At 65.3% G+C, this 21321-nt stretch carries 18 protein-coding genes and 2 pseudogenes; 5 read left to right on the plus strand and 15 right to left on the minus strand.

From position 1 onward, the window contains the following. The 4 genes and pseudogenes from carB to FJZ36_11370 form a co-directional block, all read left to right on the plus strand. On the plus strand, positions 1-3072 hold a 3072-nt coding region (gene carB, locus FJZ36_11355; GenBank protein MBM3215500.1), incomplete at its 5' end, for a carbamoyl-phosphate synthase large subunit. Positions 3073-3310: 238 nt separating this feature from the next. Then, positions 3311-3873 (plus strand): annotated as a pseudogene (locus FJZ36_11360) (plasmid pRiA4b ORF-3 family protein). Between the two features lie 146 nt (positions 3874-4019). Next, positions 4020-5171: a nucleotidyltransferase family protein gene (locus FJZ36_11365; GenBank protein MBM3215501.1), complete on the plus strand. Its 1152-nt coding sequence runs from the start codon at positions 4020-4022 to the stop codon at positions 5169-5171. Positions 5172-5278: 107 nt separating this feature from the next. Further along, positions 5279-6160, plus strand: a complete 882-nt coding sequence (locus FJZ36_11370) for a hypothetical protein (GenBank protein MBM3215502.1) — start codon at positions 5279-5281, stop codon at positions 6158-6160. Positions 6161-6183: 23 nt separating this feature from the next. On the opposite strand, the gene FJZ36_11375 is transcribed toward FJZ36_11370, so the two are convergent. The 15 genes and pseudogenes from FJZ36_11375 to FJZ36_11445 all read right to left on the minus strand — a co-directional run bounded on the left by FJZ36_11375 (position 6184) and on the right by FJZ36_11445 (position 19115). Continuing rightward, the gene (locus tag FJZ36_11375) at positions 6184-6459 is read right to left on the minus strand and encodes an ethanolamine utilization protein EutN (protein MBM3215503.1); all 276 of its coding nucleotides are present in this window, start codon (positions 6457-6459) and stop codon (positions 6184-6186) included. Then, positions 6456-6992, minus strand: coding sequence for a hypothetical protein (locus FJZ36_11380; protein ID MBM3215504.1), 537 nt, complete (start codon positions 6990-6992; stop codon positions 6456-6458). The genes FJZ36_11375 and FJZ36_11380 overlap by 4 nt, the downstream gene beginning before the upstream one ends. A gap of 468 nt (positions 6993-7460) precedes the next feature. Further along, positions 7461-7669, minus strand: a pseudogene (locus tag FJZ36_11385) (hypothetical protein). A 136-nt stretch (positions 7670-7805) separates the two neighbouring features. Further along, positions 7806-8969 (minus strand): hypothetical protein, encoded by a 1164-nt coding sequence (locus FJZ36_11390; protein MBM3215505.1) that lies wholly within the window; start codon positions 8967-8969, stop codon positions 7806-7808. Positions 8970-9186: 217 nt separating this feature from the next. Continuing rightward, the gene (locus tag FJZ36_11395) at positions 9187-9537 is read right to left on the minus strand and encodes a nucleotidyltransferase family protein (protein MBM3215506.1); all 351 of its coding nucleotides are present in this window, start codon (positions 9535-9537) and stop codon (positions 9187-9189) included. Between the two features lie 22 nt (positions 9538-9559). After that, complete coding sequence (locus FJZ36_11400; protein ID MBM3215507.1) at positions 9560-10438, minus strand: 4-hydroxy-tetrahydrodipicolinate synthase; 879 nt, start codon at positions 10436-10438, stop codon at positions 9560-9562. A gap of 131 nt (positions 10439-10569) precedes the next feature. Further along, positions 10570-11388 carry a LamG domain-containing protein gene (locus FJZ36_11405; protein ID MBM3215508.1) on the minus strand — a complete coding sequence of 273 codons (819 nt, stop codon included), beginning with the start codon at positions 11386-11388 and terminating at the stop codon, positions 10570-10572. Next, a complete protein-coding gene (locus FJZ36_11410) occupies positions 11381-11605 on the minus strand; it encodes a hypothetical protein (protein ID MBM3215509.1) in 225 nt (74 codons plus the stop codon). The genes FJZ36_11405 and FJZ36_11410 overlap by 8 nt, the downstream gene beginning before the upstream one ends. A gap of 72 nt (positions 11606-11677) precedes the next feature. Beyond that, entirely contained in the window at positions 11678-12073 is a 396-nt protein-coding gene (locus tag FJZ36_11415; protein ID MBM3215510.1) for a HEPN domain-containing protein, read from the minus strand. After that, complete coding sequence (locus FJZ36_11420) at positions 12070-12390, minus strand: nucleotidyltransferase domain-containing protein (protein MBM3215511.1); 321 nt, start codon at positions 12388-12390, stop codon at positions 12070-12072. Before FJZ36_11420 ends, FJZ36_11415 begins: the two co-directional genes overlap by 4 nt. A gap of 26 nt (positions 12391-12416) precedes the next feature. Continuing rightward, positions 12417-13376, minus strand: coding sequence for an ROK family protein (locus tag FJZ36_11425; protein MBM3215512.1), 960 nt, complete (start codon positions 13374-13376; stop codon positions 12417-12419). A gap of 13 nt (positions 13377-13389) precedes the next feature. Further along, a complete protein-coding gene (locus tag FJZ36_11430) occupies positions 13390-14727 on the minus strand; it encodes a DUF4340 domain-containing protein (protein ID MBM3215513.1) in 1338 nt (445 codons plus the stop codon). Positions 14728-14729: 2 nt separating this feature from the next. Next, entirely contained in the window at positions 14730-16298 is a 1569-nt protein-coding gene (locus tag FJZ36_11435; GenBank protein MBM3215514.1) for a hypothetical protein, read from the minus strand. A gap of 3 nt (positions 16299-16301) precedes the next feature. Beyond that, entirely contained in the window at positions 16302-17051 is a 750-nt protein-coding gene (locus FJZ36_11440; GenBank protein MBM3215515.1) for an ABC transporter permease, read from the minus strand. A 135-nt stretch (positions 17052-17186) separates the two neighbouring features. Further along, positions 17187-19115, minus strand: a complete 1929-nt coding sequence (locus FJZ36_11445; GenBank protein ID MBM3215516.1) for a hypothetical protein — start codon at positions 19113-19115, stop codon at positions 17187-17189. Between the two features lie 328 nt (positions 19116-19443). Between FJZ36_11445 and FJZ36_11450 the strand changes: the two genes are divergently transcribed. Then, positions 19444-21321 (plus strand): hypothetical protein (locus tag FJZ36_11450; GenBank protein ID MBM3215517.1); only part of this gene is annotated, 1878 nt, incomplete at its 3' end.

Raw genomic sequence — 21321 nt, forward strand, 5'->3', positions numbered from 1 at the left:
CTCGCCGACCGAACCTACATTGAGCCCCTCACGTGGCAGGTCATCGAGCGGATCATCGCCGCAGAACGCCCCCAAGCGCTGCTTCCAACGCTCGGCGGACAGACCGCGCTCAACCTCGCCGTCGAGCTCGCCGAAGCCGGAGTCCTCGACCGCTACAACGTCGAGCTCATCGGCGCGAAGCTCCACGCCATTCGCAAGGCGGAGAGCCGCGACCTCTTCAAAGAGGCGATGCGCAACATCGGCTTGGAGGTTCCTCAGAGCGCCATCGTTCGGACCGAGGAAGAGGCGACGCGGACGCTCGACGACCTGCCCTTCCCGCTCATCCTGCGTCCTGCGTACACGCTGGGCGGCAAGGGCGGTGGCATCGCCTACAACCTCGAAGAGTATCGCCGGATGGTCCAGTACGGGCTGTCGATCAGCCCGGTTCACGAGGTGCTCGTCGAGGAAAGCGTCATCGGCTGGAAGGAATTCGAGCTCGAGGTGATGCGCGACCGGCTCGACAACGTCGTCATCATCTGCTCCATCGAGAACATCGACCCGATGGGCGTCCACACGGGCGACAGCGTCACGGTGGCTCCGGCGCAGACGCTCACGGACAAAGAGTACCAGTGGATGCGCGACTCGTCGATCCGCATCATCCGCGAGATCGGCGTCGATACGGGCGGTTCCAACATCCAGTTCGCCGTGAACCCCGAAGACGGCCGGCAGGTCGTCATCGAGATGAACCCGCGCGTCTCGCGGTCGTCGGCGTTGGCGTCCAAGGCGACAGGGTTCCCCATCGCCAAGATCGCCGCGAAGCTGGCGGTCGGCTACACGCTCGACGAGATCCCCAACGACATCACGCGCGAGACGCCCGCGTCCTTCGAGCCGACCATCGACTACGTCGTGACGAAGATCCCCCGGTTCGCCTTTGAGAAGTTCCCCAACGTCAACGCGACGCTGACGACCTCGATGAAGTCCGTCGGCGAGGCGATGTCCATCGGTCGGACGTTCAAGGAGTCCATCCAGAAGGGCTTGCGGTCGATGGAGAACGGCTGGGTCGGGCTGGACAACCACAAGCTGGAAGACCTGCCCCTCTCGGAGCTTCCGGGCAAGCTGACCGTTCCCAACGGCGAGCGTCTCTTCTACGTCAAGCGCTCCCTCAGAGAGGGCATGACGATCGACGAGATCGCCGGCTACACGAAGATCGACCCCTTCTTCCTCTACAACCTGTGGGAGCTCGTGCAGCTCGAACGGACGGCGGAGAAGGCGAGCTCCACGGCACGGAGCGCCATCGGCGAGGGGAACGCCGACGCCCGCGAAGAGATCGCGCCGCTGCTCCGCGAGCTCAAGCGGAACGGCTTCGGTGACTTACAGCTCGCCCGGTTGTGGGGCGTCCAGGAGCAGGAGGTCCGGGAGCTCCGCAAGAGCCTGGGGATCATTGCGACCTTCAAGACGGTGGACACCTGCGCCGCCGAGTTCGAAGCCTACACGCCTTACTACTACTCGACCTACGAAGACGAGGACGAGGTCCGTCCCAGCGACCGGAAGAAGGTGATGATCCTCGGCGGCGGACCCAATCGGATCGGGCAGGGGATCGAGTTCGACTACTGCTGCGTCCACGCTTCCTTCGCGCTCAAGGACGACGGGTGGGAGACCATCATGGTCAACAGCAACCCGGAGACCGTGAGCACGGACTACGACACGTCCGACCGGCTCTACTTCGAGCCGCTCACCCGCGAGAACGTGCTGGACATCATCGACCGGGAGAAGCCCGACGGAGTCATCGTCCAGTTCGGCGGGCAGACGCCCCTGAACCTCGCCGTCGCGCTCAAACAGGCGGGCGTGCCGATCATCGGAACCAGCCCCGACGACATCGACCGCGCGGAAGACCGTAAGCTGTTCCGCGCCGTGCTCGAGAAATGCGGGCTCCAGCAGCCGCCCAACGACACGGCGACGTCGTTCGAAGAGGCGCGCGAGATCGCCTCGCGGATCGGCTATCCGGTTCTCGTGAGGCCGTCCTACGTGCTCGGCGGACGCGCGATGCAGATCGTCCACAGCGAGGAAGCCTTGGCGCGCTACATCCGCTTCGCCGTCGAGGCATCGCCGGAGCACCCCATCCTGATCGACAAGTATCTGGAAGACGCCATCGAGGTGGATGTGGACGCCATCTCCGACGGCGAGATGGTCGTCATCGGCGGGGTCATGGAGCACATCGAGGAGGCGGGCATCCACTCAGGCGACAGCGACTGCGTCATGCCGCCCTACACGCTCGCCGACGACCAGGTGGACGAGATCCGCCGGAGCGCCATCGCGCTGGCGCGGGAACTGAACGTCATCGGTCTGATGAACGTCCAGTTCGCGATCAAGAACGACGAAGTCTACGTCCTGGAGGTGAACCCTCGCGCCTCGCGGACGATCCCGTATGTCAGCAAGGCAATCGGCGTGCCGCTCGCGAAGCTCGCCGCGCGCGTCATGACGGGCAAGACGCTCGCGGAGCTCGGGTACACGCGCGAGCTCGTGCCGGAGTATTTCAGCGTGAAGGCTCCTGTGTTCCCGTTCGAGCGTCTTCCGGGAGCCGATCCGCTGCTCGGTCCCGAGATGAAGTCCACGGGCGAGGTCATGGGCATCGACCCGGACTTCGGCAAGGCGTTCGCCCGAGCTCAGATCGGGACGGGGCATCCGCTGCCCAGCGGCGGGACGGCGTTCATCAGCGTCAAGAACAAGGACAAGCGGGCGATCACGTTCATCGCCAAGCGGCTCGCCGACTTGGGGTTCCAGATCGTCGCAACCCACGGGACGGCGCGCGTTCTCATGCGGAGCGGTATCCCGGTGACGCTGGTCTACAGCATCGGCAAGGGACGCCCGACGATCCACGATTACGTGAAGAACAACGCCGTCCATCTCATCATCAACACGCCCAGCGGAGCCGAGCACGCGCCCGACGAGGACAAGATCCGCATGATGGCGCTGGAGCACAACATCACGCTCATCACGACGATCGCTGGCGCGCAGGCGGGCGTCATGGGCATCGAGGCGTTCCGCAACCAGGAGATATCGGCGACGGCGATCCAGGACTACTACGGGCGGTGACCTCCTCCCCCGGCGGCTCGTGTGCGCAGCGGGCGCGTGAGCGGTAGAATGGCGTCGATCTGCATGCCGAGGAATCTCGCCCAGGACTTTCAGCGGCGCTGGTACGATCCGAGGCACGCGGAGGAGTCGCTCTGTAGCACCCAAGTTGCGTGCAGCATGGTGGTTCCACACGCAACCAAGCGGCCGGATGGGGAATCCTCTCGCCGACGCTCACACCACTGACGACGAGGCAGGGAAGATGCCAAAGCAAGAGCCAGTGACGATTCAGCAGCTCAAGGTGGTTCTGAAAGACATCAAACCACCGATCTGGCGAAGGCTTCTGGTGCGTAGTGACACACGGCTTCACCAGTTCCATGCCATTCTCCAGGTTGCCATGGGTTGGATGGACGGCCATCTTCACGCGTTCACTATCGGGGAGTCTCTTACGACGCGCGCGATCTCGACATAGACCTCGATGTCCGGGATGAGCGCAAGGTGCGGCTGAGTCAGGCGCTGACGAGCATCGGAGACAAGATCGAGTACCAGTACGACTTCGGCGATGGGTGGGAACACGAGATCGTCCTCGAGAAAGTCCTGCCGCCAGAGGAAGGGGCGAAGTACCCCGTTTGCATTAAGGGAAGGCGCGCATGCCCGCCGGAAGACTGCGGCAGCATCTGGGGCTACGAGGACCTCCTGTTGGCGCTGCAGGACCCAAACCATCCCGACCACGATGATTTGTTGGAGTGGGTCGGCGGTTCCTTCGACCCGGAGGCTTTTGAACCGGACGAGATCAACGAACTGCTGAGAGGATTCGCGTTCTAACTCGTGAGGGCTTCCGTCGGACGGTGTGCGGTCAACCGGCTAGCGTCCAGGCTCTCATCTCCCTCCCACCGAAAACCGAACAGCCCATCCGAAGCCGCCTTGCCCCTAGTAAGTCCATGTCCTAATCTCCGTCTGGGGGTTGGGCGGTGGCAGCAGTCGACCTGTTCGCAATGACGCTGAGAGCAGCCGTCCGGCGTACCGCGCTGGGAGATCGCTCCGAGCTGGTTCCGCTCACGCGTCGGCTCGAATCCGAGATGGAAGCCTTCTGGCAAGCGTTCTGGCGGCGGAACCGGTCGCCGCTGCTAGTGGCGTCTGCCCTCCTGTCGGCGGAGCAAGACGGTGATCTGCCGCTTTCGCTGGAGCTTCGAGACCGACTGGAAGCCGTCCTCGCCGCTGGCGGCAGGCGGTACGCCATCCTGAAGCGGGAACTGGACTCCATTCAGGACGCTGCCGAGGTTCCCATCGTCCCACTCAAAGGCATGTGGCTCACCGAACGCGTCTATCCGACGCACATGAGCAACGCGACGCGGCTGTTCGGTGACATCGACATCGGGGTCGATCCGGCGCACTTCGGCACGCTGCGCGAGTCGTTGGTACGTCTGGGCTATCAGGTCTCCCCCAATTCGAAGCCCTTCGAATACGCGGTGCATCGTCGTTCGGCCGAGCCGACGTGGACAGGTCTGCCGATGCTCGAATCGGACGACCCCGTTCCGCCGGAGCTGCTGGAGTGGGGGAACCGGACGCTCTTCGTGGAAGTCCATACCGGCAGCGTTGACAAGATGCGCTTTGTGAAGACGCCTTTCGTGATCCGCCACGAGGACGACGCAGCGAGCCACTTCGTGCACATCTGCCTCCATGTGGCGTGCCACATGTTCCGCCACACGGTCGGGTTCGTCGACGCGGCGCTGCTGCTCCACTCGGCGCTTCTCGATTGGAGCGAGGTCCGGGCGAAGGCGTCCGACCCGCGCGCGATGCGCGCCGTGAGCCTGGTGCTCGGGATGGTCGCCAAGGCGTTCGGTGAGGACATTGTGCCGATGCATTGCGCGGCTGAGCGGGTGTCTACGGCATTTCGCTTGGGCAGTCGTCTCGCCGGAGCCGACGTCGCCGTCCGTCCGATGGAAGTGCTGTGGCGCGGGTCTCGAGCTGCGTCGAGCATGGCTGTGACCACAACTTCACGACGCTTCGTGGCGGGGCACACGGCTCGCGCGGTGCTCAACGCGTGGAGCCCGCCGGCGACGAGGCCGCGACGCGCTTGGCGCTGGCTCCGGAAGCGTTGGCGTCTGAGGAGTGCGGCATGACACGTCGCGAGCCGCCTGGCTTGACCATCGTCCAGAGGTCCGCGCGCGCACTCGACGCCGGGGAGAGGCACGCCGCTGCCGTCTACGGCAGGTTGCTGACGTGGAGCGTGAACGACGCTGCCTTCGAGGCTGAGATCGAGCCGCTTATCCGGAGATGGAGCCGCGCCGATGTACCGCCGACCGGCGCGCAGGTGGTCGCCTCTGCCTACCTAGTCCCGTACGATGGGGAGGCGGCGCGTGTGCCGTCCGTCGTGGGGCATGTCATGCCGCCAGGAGTGCTACTCCTGTCAGGAGCGTCATCGTTCACGTTCCTGTCGCCGGATCAACGCAGCGCGGTCGCTGTCGTGCGCGAGGGAACAGACCTCCGTTGGGCGGCGGAGTCGCTCGTCGAGCCGCTTTGGATGGGCTTGTTCACGGTTCCCCCGATGTATGCGATCCACGGAGCAGCGGTCGCGCGCGGAGGCAAGGCCGCCATCCTGGTGGGAGACCATGCCAGCGGCAAGAGCACCCTCGCGGCTGGGCTCGTGGTCCGGCACGGGTTCGAGTACCTGGGCGATGACACGCTGTTGGTGGATGGACGGAACCTGCGCGTCTACGGGCGATGGTGGCGCGTCGAGCTCCGCGACCCGACGCCGACTATCATCTGGAGTGAGGTCCCTCCCCATCGGTTCGAGCATCACGACAAGCGCGTCTGGGATGAGCGGGCATTCGACGGGCGGATCGCGCTCTCCGCAGCGCCGGCGGCTCTCTGCTTCCTGGAACGGAGTGACCAGGCGACCGTGCGCAGGCTGTCGGTGTCCGAAGCGCGCCGCGCCCTTGGAGCGCCGATCCGCATGTACGGGCGGTCGCGAACGCTCCGGGGCTATCGACCCGTGTTCGACAGCCTGGCGAGGGACGTGCCGGCGTTTGGGCTCGGGATCATGTGTGAGGAAGGTATCGCGCCCGCAATCGAGACCGTCGCCGAGCTGTTGGACGGACTCGGTTCCTGATCCGAGGGAACACGGTGCTGTGTCTAGGTGGAACCGATGTCCACGTGATCGACGATCGCCATGACGAGCTCGCGGATGGGAGCCCGCTTCACGCCGAACACCTCAGCGGCGACGCCGGGTCCTGCCCCGACGACGACCAGGTCGCCTTCACCCGCTCCCACATAATCGACCGCGATGATCGCCTTGCCGCGCGCCGTGAGCGCCGGCGTCACGGGCTGGACGACGAGCAAGCGGCGGCGGTCGTACGCCGTGTGCTTGACGACGGAAACCGCCTTGCCGATCACGCGGGCGAGCATCATGGGCGGGAGGGCTTTTCCATCGGTCGGGCGATATGCACGTCGTGCAGGATGCCGACGATGGCGGCGTCGACGGGCAGCAGGGGCTTCGGCGAGGCGGACGCCATCATCGCATCGGCTCCGATGACGTAGAACACGTGCTCGCCGACTCCAGCGGCGGAGTCGGGATCGACGGCAATCAGCGGGCGCTCGATCGCAGCGCCGTACTCGTCGAGGGGCTGGACGACGACGAGGCGCATGCCGTCCAGCGAGGGGTCTTTACGCGTCGCAACGACCGTCCCGATGATCCGCCCGAACTCCATCGCGTCACACCTCGTATCACACCTTGTCCGCGTCGCTGGGTAGCTCGGGGTCCTCCGACTCGTCGGGCTCGACGGACGCCGGAGTAGTCGCTGCCTTGGCGGCTTGGGCGTCGCTCTGGATCTCGACGGCGGCGTTGATGACTCCCTGCCGCAGCGCGTCGAGCCGGTTCGCGGCGGAGACTTCGAGCGTCTTGAGGTGCGTGAGCCACGACATGCGCGAGGTGTTCTCGTCATCGCCGAAGCCGTCTGTCATTGAGAGGCGGAGGTATTTGAGGCGTTCCGCCTGGAGCGTCTTGACGGCGGTCTCGTATTCCTCGATCCCGACTTCGAGCAGAGCGGCGAGGCGGCGTATCTTCTCCATGGCGCGAGCCTATCTCGATGGGACGAGGTTGCGTCGCGGCGATGATAGCACGCCGTCGGAAGGCATCCAACAGCGTCGAGGAAGAACCGACTGCTATGCTTGCGCTCTAGCGGTACGCGTCGCGTCGATTGCCCACGTATTCCACAGTGACGGAGCTTGGCGTCGTCATGGATGCGGTAGATGACGCGATAACTGCCAACGCGCACACGGTGAGATCATTGTGTCCGCGCAGTTTCTGGACGCCGTGAGGACGTGGGTCGCCTGCCAAGGCGCGGATTCCGGTTCGAACACGAAGCTGGGTGTCGGCAGGAAGGTCTCTCATCTCCTTCGCGGCGTCAGAGTCAACCTGAACTCGATACGCCGCCATGCTTGGCTTCCTCCCCATCCAATTCCGCCTCGAACTCGTCCCACGGGATCTTGGTGTTGCCCTTCCTGGATTCCGCGACCAAGCGTCGTAGATGTCCTCCCAGATCGCGCCCCATGCGCTGAGGTCAATCAGAACGGCGGTCTGTTTCCCAGTCTCGTCCACGACGTACTGAATGCCTTTCACCAGCGTTCTCCTTCTGATCCATGGTACCACAGTCGCTGCATTGGACGACCCGGATACCACGATACGCCGAGCCCTGCCCGCCAAACGATATCAGCACAAGAGGTGATGAGTGCGCGCGCCCGTGAGGGAGGCGGAGCTACCGGTTCGAGGGGACCTCCCACAACCGCACCGTCTTGTCAGACGAACCCGAGGCGAGCGTCCGACCGTCCGGGCTGAAAGACACCGGCCAGACCGATCCCGTATGCCCCGCGAGCGACGCGACTTCCCGGCGCGACGCCACGTCCCACAACCGCACCGTATTGTCATACGAACCCGACGCGAGCGTCCGACCGTCCGGGCTGAAGGACACCGACGAGACCGGTCCCGTATGCCCCGCGAGCGCCGCGACTTCCCGGCGCGACGCCACGTCCCACAACCGCACCGTATTGTCAGACGAACCCGAGGCGAGCGTCCGACCGTCCGGGCTGAAAGATACCGACCAGACCCAATCCGTATGCCCCGCGAGCGCCGCGACTTTCCGGCGCGACGCCACGTCCCACAACCGCACCTCTTGATACGAACTCGAGGCGAGCGTCCGACCGTCCGGGCTGAAAGACACCGACCAGACCGGTCCCGTATGCCCCGCGAGCGCCGCGACTTGCCGGCGCGACGCCACGTCCCACAGCCGCACCGTCTTGTCAGACGAACCCGAGGCGAGCGTCCGACCGTCCGGGCTGAAAGACACCGAGCTGACCCAATCCCTATGCCCCGCGAGCGCCGCGACTTCCCGGCGCGACGCCACGTCCCACAACCGCACCGTACTGTCATGCGAACCCGAGGCGAGCGTCCGACCGTCCGGGCTGAAAGACACCGAATGGACCGGTTCCGTATGCCCCGCGAGCGCCGCGACTTGCCGGCGCGACGCCACGTCCCACAACCGCACCGTCGTGTCATACGAACCCGAGGCGAGCGTCCGACCGTCCGGGCTCAAAGAGAGAGACCTGACAGCACTCGTATGCCCGGCGAGTGTGGCGACCTCCACGCTCGCTCGCGCCTCCCGTTCCGCCCGTTCTCGCGCTTCCTGCTCCGCCCGCTCCGTACGTGCTCGCGCCTCACGTCGCGTCCGTTCTCGTTCTTCTTGCTCTGCGCGTTCCGCACGCGCTTGATCCTCACGCTGCGCCCGTTCGTGTGCCGCCTGCTCTCTGCGTTGGCGCGCCGCCTCTTCGTCTTGCTGCTGCCTGTGCGGACCGTGAGCTGCGTCGTACTCCCTCCGCTTGTCGGGGTCGCGGAGCACGTCGTAAGCCGCGTTGATCCGGCGCATGCGACGCTCTGCCAGCGCGCGGAACGCAGGATCGAGACTATTCACCTTGTCGGGATGGTTCTGGCTCGCCTTGAGACGGTAGGCTTTGAGGATCGTCTCTTCGTCCGCATCGGGCGGCACGCCGAGTATGAGGTAATAGTCCTCGTCGTCGGTTCCAGTTCTCATCGTCGCAGCGCCCCAGTGGACGAGAACACACAAGATTACATCAGTGATGTCTCTAACATGGATCGCAGCGCGCCGCATCTCGATGCAGTATGTCCGACAGTTCCTGCTGCATGGAGAAGACGACCTGCGCCTCCCGCAGCACCTCATCGCGGAAGTACTTGCTCAGGAATCCCGGCGTGTTCAGGTCGACGTTCCTGCCCAGGATCTCCGAAAGCTCCCGCTGCATCGAGAAGAACGCGAGACCGACGCGCGCGCCCGGCTCGAACTCCACGAGCACGTCGACGTCGCTGTCCGGCGTGAAGTCGTCTCGGATGACCGACCCGAACAACGCCAGTCGGCGAATCCGGTGACGGCGGCAGAACGCCTCGATCTCCGCCATCGGCAGGTCGATCGCCGCATCCATCGCCGATCCCCCGCGTCGCCGGTCAGGAGAGCAGCCCGCACGCCTTGAGGGACGCCCGCAGCTTCTCCGCGTTGGCGGCTCCCATCGGGCAGAGCGGCAGGCGCATCACGCCGTTGAGGAGTCCCATCATCTGCATCGCCGTCTTGACCGGGATGGGGTTCGTCTCGATGAACAGGTCGATGGAGAGCGGCATCACGTCGTAGTGGAGCTGCCGCGCCCGCGCCAGATCGCCCGCGTCGAAGGCGTCGCACATCTCGGCGACCTGCCCCGGCGCGATGTTGGCGACGACCGTGATCGTCCCCTTCGCCCCGACGCTCATCATGGGCAGCGTCACGATGTCGTCGCCCGACAGGACGGTGAAGTCCTCCCCGCACGCGGCGACCACCTCGCTCGTCCGCTTGAGGCTCCCGGTGGCTTCCTTGACGCCGACGATGTTCGGATGCGCCGACAGCTTGGCGAGCGTCTCCGGCAGGATGTCCGTGCCCGTTCGCCCCGGCACGTTGTAGATGATCATCGGGATTTCGACGGCGTCGGCGATCTTCGTGAAGTGGCGGATCAAGCCGTCTTGCGTCGGACGGTTGTAGTAGGGCGTGATGACGAGCGCGCCGTCGGCTCCGGCGGCTTTGGCATGGCGCGTCAGGCGGAGGGCTTCCGCCGTCGAGTTGGAGCCGCTTCCCGCGATGACCGGCACGCGCCCGTCGACGGCGCGGATCGTCTCCTCGACGACCGTCTCGTGCTCCTCATGAGAGAGCGTGGGGGATTCGCCCGTCGTGCCGCACGGCACGATGCCGTGGGTTCCGTGCTCGATATGGAACTCGACGAGCTTCTTGAGCTGCGGAATGTCGAGGCTCTCGTCTTCGCGGAACGGCGTCACGATGGCGACGATGGAACCACGGAACATCGGCGTGTCCTTCCAGGCAGGCGTCGCGCGGGCGTCAGGGATTGTGGCAGGACGGTATCACTGCGCGCGCCGCAAGGCAACGCGGACGCAACGACCCAGCCTCACCGGCAGCGCGGTTGTCCGTATCGGCGCTAGCGCGCGACGCGCATACCTGCCCAGGTCGCCGTGAGCTTGCTCTGGGCTTGCACAGCGAGCGCCTGCCCAACACCTTTGTCCATGAGGCTCTTGATCTCGGCGTCCTTCAGAACGGACGTGAACACGGCGAACTCGTCCTCCGAGCCCGTGTAAGACTCCCCGCCCGCCTGGCCGCCGAGGAAAAACGTGACGTTCTCGCCGTCCGTCGTCTGGAACGCCGACTCCTTCGAGAGAGCCCCGTTGACATAGATGCGGAAGTTCTTCTTGTCGCCCGTTACGGCGACGTGCGCCCACTTGTCCGCCGATGTGACGCCCGGATCCGTCTCGCACATGCCGCCCGCCCAGACCGCCTTCACGTGACCCCGCCAGGAGAGCCGCCCATCGTTGTTCACGAAGAGCGTGTCGTTCGTCCGATCCGCGCGGATCGACCGAAAGACCTGCTGCCACGTGTTCGCTTTGAGCGTCGGCTTCATCCACACGACGAGGGTGAAGGTGTCCTGGAACAGGTTCCCGTGGAACGACTTGGAGACCGGGAATGTCACGCGCGTTCCCTCGAAGTGGAGCCCCTTGCCGAGCGGACTGTCCACGACCTTGGGCCCGCCCTCCTGCCTACCTTCGTTTCCGTTGCCCGACAGGTCGGCGACCGTATCGCCCTTCAGGTTTTCGAACGAGTAGTAGATGACGGGTTTGTCCAGTCCCCATGCGTGCATGGAGATCGACGCGCAGATGGCGAGAACGAGATAGCCGATACGCTTCATGAGTTTTCCCCTGCCGGTGGTGGGTGTGCATGAATGGAGCCGCGCGTCGTCAAACATCGCTCATCGCGAGGGCGATGGCGGCGTAGTCGCCGACGGTTTCTCCCAACTCCGCCGGCACGATCCGCGCGTCCGCTGCCGCTCGCGGCATAGCGAACAGGGGCAGATACCCCCGCACGTCGTCGAGGAACAGGTCCCCGGCGGCAGTCGCCACGGTTCCCAGTATGACGACCTCGGGGTTCAGCAGGTTGAGCGCGTTGCCGATACCCCATGCCATATAGTACGCCGTCTCGCGGAGATGCTCCGGCGTCGAGCGACGGTCGCCGATCAGCGTTCGCCGTCGGTCGGCTTACGAGCGCGGACCGGCAGGTGTGTCCAGCATCGTCAGAGCGTGCTCCAGCAGCCGATGCGCGCGGTCGATGTGTTCACCTGCCTGTTCCTCGGAGAAGCCGGATCCTGTGTCATAGTCCCCGATGTTGCGACTCTCGTGGGCTTCGATCAGGTACCGATGGAACGCCACAGGGACCCGTCCCGACTTGGCATAGCGCTGCCCGAAGGCGGCAATGACGGCGGCGTGCTTGGAGAACGTGAGTCCTTCGGATAGGAGCAACGCCTGGACGACGTAGAACATCGCATAGTAAGCGCGCGAGACGGCGAAGTCGTAGAGGTGATCGTCGCACAGGAGCTGAGCAGCACGAAGGCTTTGGCGTGACTTCCGGACTAGCGCTGCCTGCTCATCGGTCACACCGGGATTCCCTCTCGCCGTACGTTCATCAGAAGCGGGCTCCGTTCGTGTGCGTAGCGCTCCGACGAGACGAACACACAGGAGATAGTCACATCGTGGCGAAGGGAGAGCGTGGAGACGACCTCTCCAGTACGCCTGACCTCCTCGCCGGGATCGACGTTGCCGTCGAGGACGACCAATACATCGATATCCGATCCGGGTGAGGAGTCTTCGCGGGCATGAGACCCAAACAGCACGACGCCCCGCAGACGGGAGCCGTACAGCGAGGCGGATTCCTGTTTGAGCGATCGCACAATGCGTTCGATGTGAGGTTCCATCAGACGAGCCGTTCGACCATGAGCCATCACACGCCCATCGCGAGGGCGATGGCGGCGTAGTCGCCGACGGTTTCCCCCAACTCCGCCGGCACGATCCGCGCGTCCGCTGCCGCTCGCGGCATAGCGAACAGGGGCAGATACCCCCGCACGTCGTCGAGGAACAGGTCCCCGGCGGCAGTCGCCACGGTTCCCAGTATGACGACCTCGGGGTTCAGCAGGTTGAGCGCGTTGCCGATACCCCATGCCATATAGTACGCCGTCTCGCGGAGATGCTCCAGCGCGAAGGGGTTGCCCTCGCGCGCGGCGGCGACGAGGTGCTCCGTCCGAAGCTCCGTCAGCGGAACCCCTTCCGCCAAGCCGTGCCGCGACGCCCCAGCCCGCAGCTTCTCGACCGCCCGGCGGGCGATGGCGGGACCCGAACAGAACGCCTCCAGGCAGCCCCGCTTGCCGCAGCCGCAGACGGGTCCGTCGTGGACGAGGCACATATGACCCACCTCGCCCGCCGCGTCGCGCGACCCGCGCACAAGCCGCCCGTCCGAAACGATCCCGCCCCCGATGCCGGTGCCCATCGTCATGTAGAGGACATGGTCGAACCCGCGTCCCGCGCCGAAACGCCACTCGGCGAGCGCGGCGGCGTTCGCGTCGTTGTCGAGAACGATCGGCAGATCGGGGAGACGCGCCTCCAACATCTCAAGCAGAGGGATCGCGTCCCAACCCGGCAGGTTCGCTGGCGAGTAGACGATCCCGCGCCGCGAGTCGATGGGGCCCCCGAAGCTGACGCCCAGCGCGCGCGCCTCCGCCGCGGCGATGCCCGCGTTCCCGGCAACGATGGACGCCATAGCGACCATCTCGTCGACGACGGCTTCCACGCCGCGCCCCGGACGCGTCGGGCGGCGCTCCCGGAAGAGGACGGAGCCCTTCTCATCCGCCACGACGGCGGCGATCTTCGTACCGCCCAGGTCGATTCCCAGATAGCGCTCCGGCATCGCGTTCCCTCGCTCAAGGCTTCGACACGTCGCCAAGCCACGGTTCCGCCTGATCCATCGGCAGAACGCCGATGACGGGCGACCGGCTCGACTGCACGGCGACCCCGCCGTCGGATCGCTTCCCGAACCGGATCGTCGTGACCTCTTCGCCGACGGCGATCCGCACGGTCGCGCGCGGCTTCGCCAAGCCGAACATCGCCGCTCTGGAGCCCGATTCGTCGAGGATCGCGCCCACTTCCGCCGAGTCGAGCCCGAACAGCAGGGCGTCGATGTGTTCCGAGTCGATGGCGGCAGCGCCGGGAGCCGTCATCTTCCAGGTCGTCGTCACGTCGTCGCGCTGGGCGGTGAAGGAGTACTTGCCTGTCGTGTTTTCGACGTCGATCCGCGTCGCCTCGGTACGCTGGATGTCCGTCAATCGCCGGTCGCGCCAGTCGAACGCGCTCTTGGGAACCGATTCGAGGAAGTCGGGCGAAGCCGTGTAGACCGATCCTCTCCCTTCGACGCTGAGAACGATGCGCCCCTCCTGTGTGAGCACGTCGTTGACGCGGAGCCCGACGGCCTTACCGCTCTTGAGCTCGACCTCGATGACGAGAGGAGCCGGGTCGAGACCGAACGGCGACAGGTCGGTCACGTCGTCCGCCAGGAACACGCTGACGCCGATCGCCGCGAGTGTCTCCAGAGCCGCGTCGACGCGCTTCTCGTTCGCCGGAGCGGGGGACGGTTCGGTGAGCCGCCAGGCGTCCTCGTTCCGCTCCGCCGCCATCGTCTTCGTCCCTCTCGTCACGCGCACACGGGAGACATCTTCCGGCCGAAACCGGGCGACGAGCCGATCTCGCAGATCGTCCGCCGATTTCGGCAGCAGGTTGAGCGCCGACGACTCGACGACGAGAACGCGATCCGCCCCCTGCACCTTCACGTATGCCGAGTAGTTGACGCCGGTATTCCCAAAGAGGAGCGTCGCCGACTTGGCAGCGGTCTTCAGCGTCAGCGTCGCTTGGGGATGGTCGAGCCCGTATTCGGCGTCGGAGCCCTGCACCTCCTTGCGAACCGTCCGTTCGAGGATGCGCAACAGCGCGTCGATGCGGTCCGTGTCCGCCCTGCCCGATCGCGGAGCCGTCAGGACCCACTCGTCGTCTTTCCGCTCCGCGCCGACGGAGCCTTGATGCGCGTCCGACCACCGCAGTCCCAAGCCCGTCACATCCGCCGCCGCGATCTCCAGGAGTGCGCTCAGTTCAGGCGAGGAGGGATCCTTGCCATCATCCGACGGCGGCGTGCGCAGGAACGCGATGACGAGTCCGAGCAGGACGACGAGCAGAGCGCCCGCTATGAGGAGGGTCCGGCGTACGTTCACCGTCAGCGCCGCCTGATCCAGACGATGACTCCCAGCGCCGACACGAGGATCGGCACCAGAAACCAGGTCACGGTGAGGAACGCGAGGGCTTCAGCGCGCGTCACGACTGGCTTGAGCTGCCGCTGGCTGGGGTCCTTCGCCGGAATGGCGATGAGGTCTTCTTGAAGGGTGAGCCAGTTGACGGCATTCAGGAGGAGGTCCGCGCCGCCTGTCGGAGCGACGGCGTTCGAGGCGAAGTCCGAATCGCCGAACACGACGATCCTGCCATCCGTGCCGGAGCCCGACTGCTTCGTCAGGGCGACTCCCATCGACACGGGAGCCGGCACGTCGGCTCCGTCCTTCCTCGGCGGGAAGGTCATCAGGTCGGATTCCGCCCAGGACGCGAGCTCGTTGTCCGTCGTCTCGATGAGGCGCGATGCCTCCCATCCGGCGGGCATCGGTTCCAGCGGCGTCACGCTGGACGAGCCGACGAACGGAATGATGTACTGCCGGATCGACGTTGTGATGGCGTGCGACTGCATCTGGGCGATGGGGTTCTCGAAGCTCTGGTAGAACGCGGACAGATCGACGACGAGGTCGTTCCCGACGGTCACGCCCTTGCCGGAGAGCCATTCGCCAAGGGCCGCCTGGTCCGTCGTCGGCGGATCGAACAAGGCGAGGACGCGTCCACCGTGTTCGATGTAGGCGTCGAGCGCCTGGATCTCTCCCGGCTCGAACGCGAGGCGCGGGCCCGCGATCACGACGGCGCTCGCGTCTGCCGGAACCGCCATCGGGTTCGTGGCGCGCAGGGCGAGTTTGGCGAGCTCGTAGTTCTGCCTCCTGAGCGTCTCGGCGGCGTCAGAATAGCCGTTGCGGGCGTATTCGTCGATGGGTCGCTCGTCGTGTCCCGTCGTGAAGTAGACCTTGAGCGTCTCGTCCTGGGTCAGCTTGAGGAGCGCCGAGGTGAAGTCGGGCTCGCTGACGGTCGATGCGGACTCGCGCCGTCCCCCCATCTCGAAGACGGTCTTGCTCTCGAACTGCACGTCGTAGGCTTGCGCCTTCTGGGCGTTCTGGTAGGGGTCGAGGAACTCGAAGGTGAGCTTCCCGCCGCTGGTACGCGCGTAGAGCTTGAGGAGCTGTTCGGCGAGCTGGCGGTCGCGATAGCGGAAGTCCGATGCGTCGGTCGTGAAGAACCCGATGACGTGGACGGGTTCCTTGAGCGAACGGACGATCTGGACGGACTGATCTGCGAGGGTGAAGTACTTCTCCGCCGTGAAGTCGATCTGCCGGTCGAACCGGCGCGCGACGAGCAGGTTCGCCATCACGGCGACGGCGAGAACCACGAGGACGCTTACGGCGACGACCGCGCCGTAGACCGTCTGTCGCACCGTCAGGAGGCGGCGGGTGTCGGATCGGAAGGCAACCGCGACCCCGGCGATCAGGGCGATCCCCGCCCCGAGGCTCAGCCACATCGTCAGCGTCGCCCTGCCGGACGCCAGCCGCGCGATGGCTCCGATCAGCAGGAGAGCCACCCCTGCGACGATCAAGCCGAGGGGCAGCGCATGCGTCCGTTCGATGCGAGCGCGCCGCATCGCCTACCTCCACCTTGCCGAGACGACCGACACGACCGTCAGGTACAGACAGACCGCCGTGAACGACAGATAGAAGATCACGTCCTTGACGGCGATGACGCCCCGCGTGAACTCGTCGAGATGCTGCTGGAGAGAGAGATAGACCAGCCCGGGGCGGATCGCCTTGTAGCCCTCGAAGGCTCCGAGCGACTCCGGCAGAAAGCTGATGACCCACAGGACGAGCGACAGCCCGAACGATGATACGGCGGCGACGATCTGGTTCCGCGTCGTGCTGGAGACCATCAGACCCAGCGCCAGCAGGCAGGCTCCCAGCAGCAGGATGCCGAGATAGCCCGTCAGGATCGGCGCGATATCGGGGTTCCCGTACCGCCGGACGAAGATGGGGTAGGGTGTGGTTCCCAGCAGGATCAGGCAGAGGAGCGCCCAGCTCGCGAGGAACTTGCCGATAACGATCTCCGCCTCGCGGAGCGGAGAGGTGAGCAGGAGCTCCATCGTGCCGGTGCGCTTCTCGTCGGAGAAGAGGCGCATCGTCAGCAGGGGCGTCACGAGAACCAGCAGGAGGCTCATCGTCTGGAGCATGCCGCCGACGAGCTCGTTGGGGGCGTTCGGGACGGAGCCCATCGCGAAGTAGGAGAACGCCGCCGTGAAGAAGAACCCCGACACGAGCAGGAAGGGCACGATGACGAAGTACGCGATGGGCGAGACGAAGTAGGCGTAGAGCTCCCGCACAAAGACCGCTCGAATGTGACGCATGCCGAATGCCCTTACTACGCGGCTCTCGCTCTGTCCGTCATTCCCGCGTAGCCCCGTTTTCACGGGGCCAGGAGCGGGAATCCAGGGACTCTAGGCTCCCGCTTGCGCGGGAGCGACGGCGTCACCGGCGGGCGATCAGATGAATATCTTGTACGTCCGCATGCCAATCGAGGGCCCGATGATCGCCCAGATGCTGCCGAAGAAGTAGTCGCCGAGGATCAAGCCGAGAAACAGCGGCATCGCCTGACGATGCGCCCTGATCCCGCCCTGCTTCAGGATCGCCAGCTTCAGCGCCCAACTGACGAACACGGCGAACCAGAAGTACTCCATGGCGAAGCTCACGGCAAGCGCGTACCCCGCCGGATGGAACGGGAAACCGATGAACCGCGTTCGCAGGATCGTCATGCCGATGACCATGAGGCTGCCGATGCCCGTGAACAGGATGCGCGGCGCGTCGGGCGGCGTCGGCGAGATGAACCACCGCTGGAGGCGGTTGAACGACTCCCAGCCGACCCAGTCTTTGAACCCGCCGAGGATCGCCGCGCCGTCGCGGTAGGCGAGGTGCAGGTTCGCCCAGAACGTCGCGACGATGCTGACGAGGATCGTCACCAGCAGCGCGGCGAACAGCCCCCGGTTCCCGATGCCGTTCATCTCCGCCATCTTGAACGCTTCGAGCTGGTTGGGCATCGGATGGTTCCGGTAGCCCCGATTGAACCAGTAGAACAGCGAGAGGACCGTCAGGCTGCGCGGCGAGTAGGGCCGCGTTCCTACGAACGAGATCATCATGTCGTGGGGGTTCACGTAGTAAATCTCGTGTGGCGACCCGAACTCCGCCCGCACCCGCGTGATGGCGACCGAGAGCGCGAAGTAAATCGCGAAGAAGAGGACGCCCACCCAGATCGCCATACCGGCGATCCGCGCGAACGCGATGATCGCGACGGCGCTCAGGACGAGCCCGACGAACGCCCAGCGGTAGGGGATGGGCTCGTTGGCGTCGTCGACGCTGCCGGGCTTCACGACGCCGGAGAAGGCATAGCGCAGTTGGTGGCGGCTCGACCAGGTGGCGAGAACGCAGAGCGTCAGCCACGCGCCCCATCCCTGCTGCCCGAAGTAGGGGAACTCCGGCAGGGATCGGAACCCCACCGCCGCGCCGAGAACCTGCTGCGCACGTCGGAACACGTAGAAGAACCAGCACGAGAAGGACAGGTCGAGGGGCATGAAGAACGTCAGCCCGATCATGAACGGGTACATCGAGATCGTCATGCCGTTCAGGGCGTTCCAGGGCTTGTCGGTGAAGTACTGCCCGACGTTCTCCTGCTTGACGTACTTGATGAACGGAACCTGCGGCACGAGGAAATGGATGCCGTTCAGGACGGTGATGAACCCGGCGATGCCGAAGCCGATCCAGAGCATCCGCTCGCGGAACAGGGGAACGCCAGCGGCTTCCGTCAGGCGGATGGGGAGCTGGATGTTCGGGTAGGCGAGTTTCTCCTGCTCCGTCCACCGCTTGCGGATGAACGTGTTCATGCAGAGCATCATGAACATCAGGACGAGGACGAACGCGAGCCAGATGAGGAACGGTCGGATCCACGGCGCGACGATCTGCCAGTTGTAGATGCTCGACTCGCCCTCGTAGAACCCCCGGACGACGTCCATGTCCTCGACCGTCAGCCACGACGGAATGAGCCGCAGGAAGAGGTCGCCCCATTCGTTCTCCGGCGTCGCGTACCACTGCGCGTGGACGATCGCCCCGAAGAGGTTCTGGAACATGTCGTGACCCGAGAACGTCACCGACATCGCGTTCATGATGTAGACGACGAGGAGCTCGCTGGGCTTGAGGGCGTGGCGCGGAGCCAGCCGCATGACCGCTAGGTTGGCGACTGTGACGAGGAACAGGAAGAACACCGGCTGGACGAACAGAGGCAGGCACGACCCGTCGAGGGAGTAGTACTTCACCTCGATGAGAGTGACCCAGTAGACGTCGATCGGGATCAGGAGCGCGCCGAGGAGGATGGAGCGGAATGTGACGGGAGACGCATGAGCGTGTCTCGATGCCGCCTTCATACGCCCCTTCCGCCATGGTGCGTCGGCGCGCCTCGGGACGCGCCGCCAAGCCTGCTAGCCGTAGTGTAGCGGAGTCGCATGGATGCGGACAACCGCGCTCGCGACCATTGCCTGGCGATAGGCGCGTCATGTCGCGTACCACGGGTCCGCCGCCTGCCATGCGACAATCGAATGCGCCTATCGCTCCGTCGACTCGATGAGCAGTGAACTTCTCGGCCGTATCTGCGTTTGAGCACACCGTTTGCGCTTGCGACGAACTGCGGATATGCGTATCATGGGGTCAGCCTGCCGAGGGAGACTGGGGTTGCTGGCGAGTAAGGAGCGTGTAATGCACCGCGCGTGGCATCGTGTCGCGTTCCGGTTTCTTCTTGCGCTGATAGCAATCGCTCCGGCAGCATGGCTGCATGCCGCTGTGGGCGATGTCACGACCTTCGCAGGCGGCGGGGGCTCTTCCGCCGAGGGCGCAACGGCTCTGACCGCCGCGATGAACGGTCCTCACGGGCTCTACGTCGCGCCCAACGGGGACGTGTACTACACCGAAGAATACGGTCACAAGGTCCGTAAGATCAGCGGCGGGATCGTCACGACGGTCGCTGGAACGGGCGTGGAAGGCGGCGCCGGAGACGGGGGACCAGCAACCGCCGCGCAGCTCTCCTATCCGGTCGGTGTCTGGGGCGACGGCGTCGGCAACCTCTACATTTCCGAGCACTACGCCAGCGCTATCAGCGGCGGGCGCGTCCGCAAGATCGGTCCGGCAGGAATCATCTCCACGCTCGCCGGAGGCGGAGCGACGTCTCCGAGCGATACGCCGATCCCCGGGCCCAGCGCCGCCTTGTCATCGCTGGGCGATCTGGTGGTCGCCCCCAACGGCAACATCTTCGTCGCCGTCTACGGAACCAGCCAACTGGTTCGGATCGATCCGAGCGGGAACATCGTGCTGCGAGCGAGCGGCACGGGGGGACTCGGTATCTCTTCGAGTCCGACGGGCTTGATTTACATCGCCGGTACGCATCCGGGTTCACCGAGTCCGGGTCACCGAGTGTATACGTGGGATGACGCGACTGCCACCTTGACCGCGATCGCCGGTACCGGGACGAACGCCTTCTCCGGCGATGGTGGTCCTCCGCTGGCGGCGAATATGATGCCCCAGGACACGGTCCTCAGCGGGGACGGAACCCTGTTCATCGGCGACCGGTTCAACGGCAGAGTCCGCAAGATCGCCGGCGGGATCATCAATACCCAGGCGATAATCACCGATCCAAAGGGCATGGCGGCTCTGGGAGCGGACTTGCTCGTCGTGAGCCCCAGCACGATAGTCAGGATCGAAGGCGTCATCGCTCCGTTCGCGCCGCCGGCTCCGGCGTTCACGTCCATCGTGCCGAACAACGGCGTGCGCGGCACGTCGGTGCCGGTGACGATCAATGGTTCTACGCTGGGCGGTGTGACGAACCTTCGTCTGCACCGGAGCGTTCCGTCGCCTGCGGACCTGAACTTCCCGGTCACCGTGCCGACGGCAACCGCGTTGACGACGACGTTCGACTTGGCGACGCTGGGTCCCGATTGGGACGGCTTGCAGGGGGTCCATTTCTCGACCAACGGCGGTTCCACCTATGCGTCGACGGGTCTCACGTTCATGATCAACTCACCGCCGCCGCCGCCGGCTCCGGCGTTCACGTCGATCGTGCCGAACAACGGCGTGCGCGGCACGTCGGTGCCGGTGACGATCAATGGTTCTACGCTGGGCGGTGTGACGAACCTTCGTCTGCACAGGACCGCGCCATCGCCTGCGGACCTGAACTTCCCGGTCACCGTGCCGACGGCAACCGTGTTGACGACGACGTTCGATCTGACCGCGCTGGGTCCCGATTGGGACGGCTTGCAGGAGGTTCATTTCTCGACCAACGGCGGTTCCACCTATGCGTCGGCGGGTCTCACGTTCATGATCAACTCACCGCCGCCGCCGGCTCCGGCGTTCACGTCCATCGTGCCGAACAACGGCGTGCGCGGCACGTCGGTGCCGGTGACGATCAATGGTTCTACGCTGGGCGGTGTGACGAACCTTCGTCTGCACCGGAGCGTGCCATCGCCTGCGGACCTGAACTTCCCGGTCACCGTGCCGACGGCAACCGTGTTGACGACGACGTTCGATCTGACCGCGCTGGGTCCCGATTGGGACGGCTTGCAGGAGGTTCATTTCTCGACCAAC

It is taken from the genome of Candidatus Poribacteria bacterium, assembly GCA_016866785.1.
Classification (GTDB): domain Bacteria; phylum Poribacteria; class WGA-4E.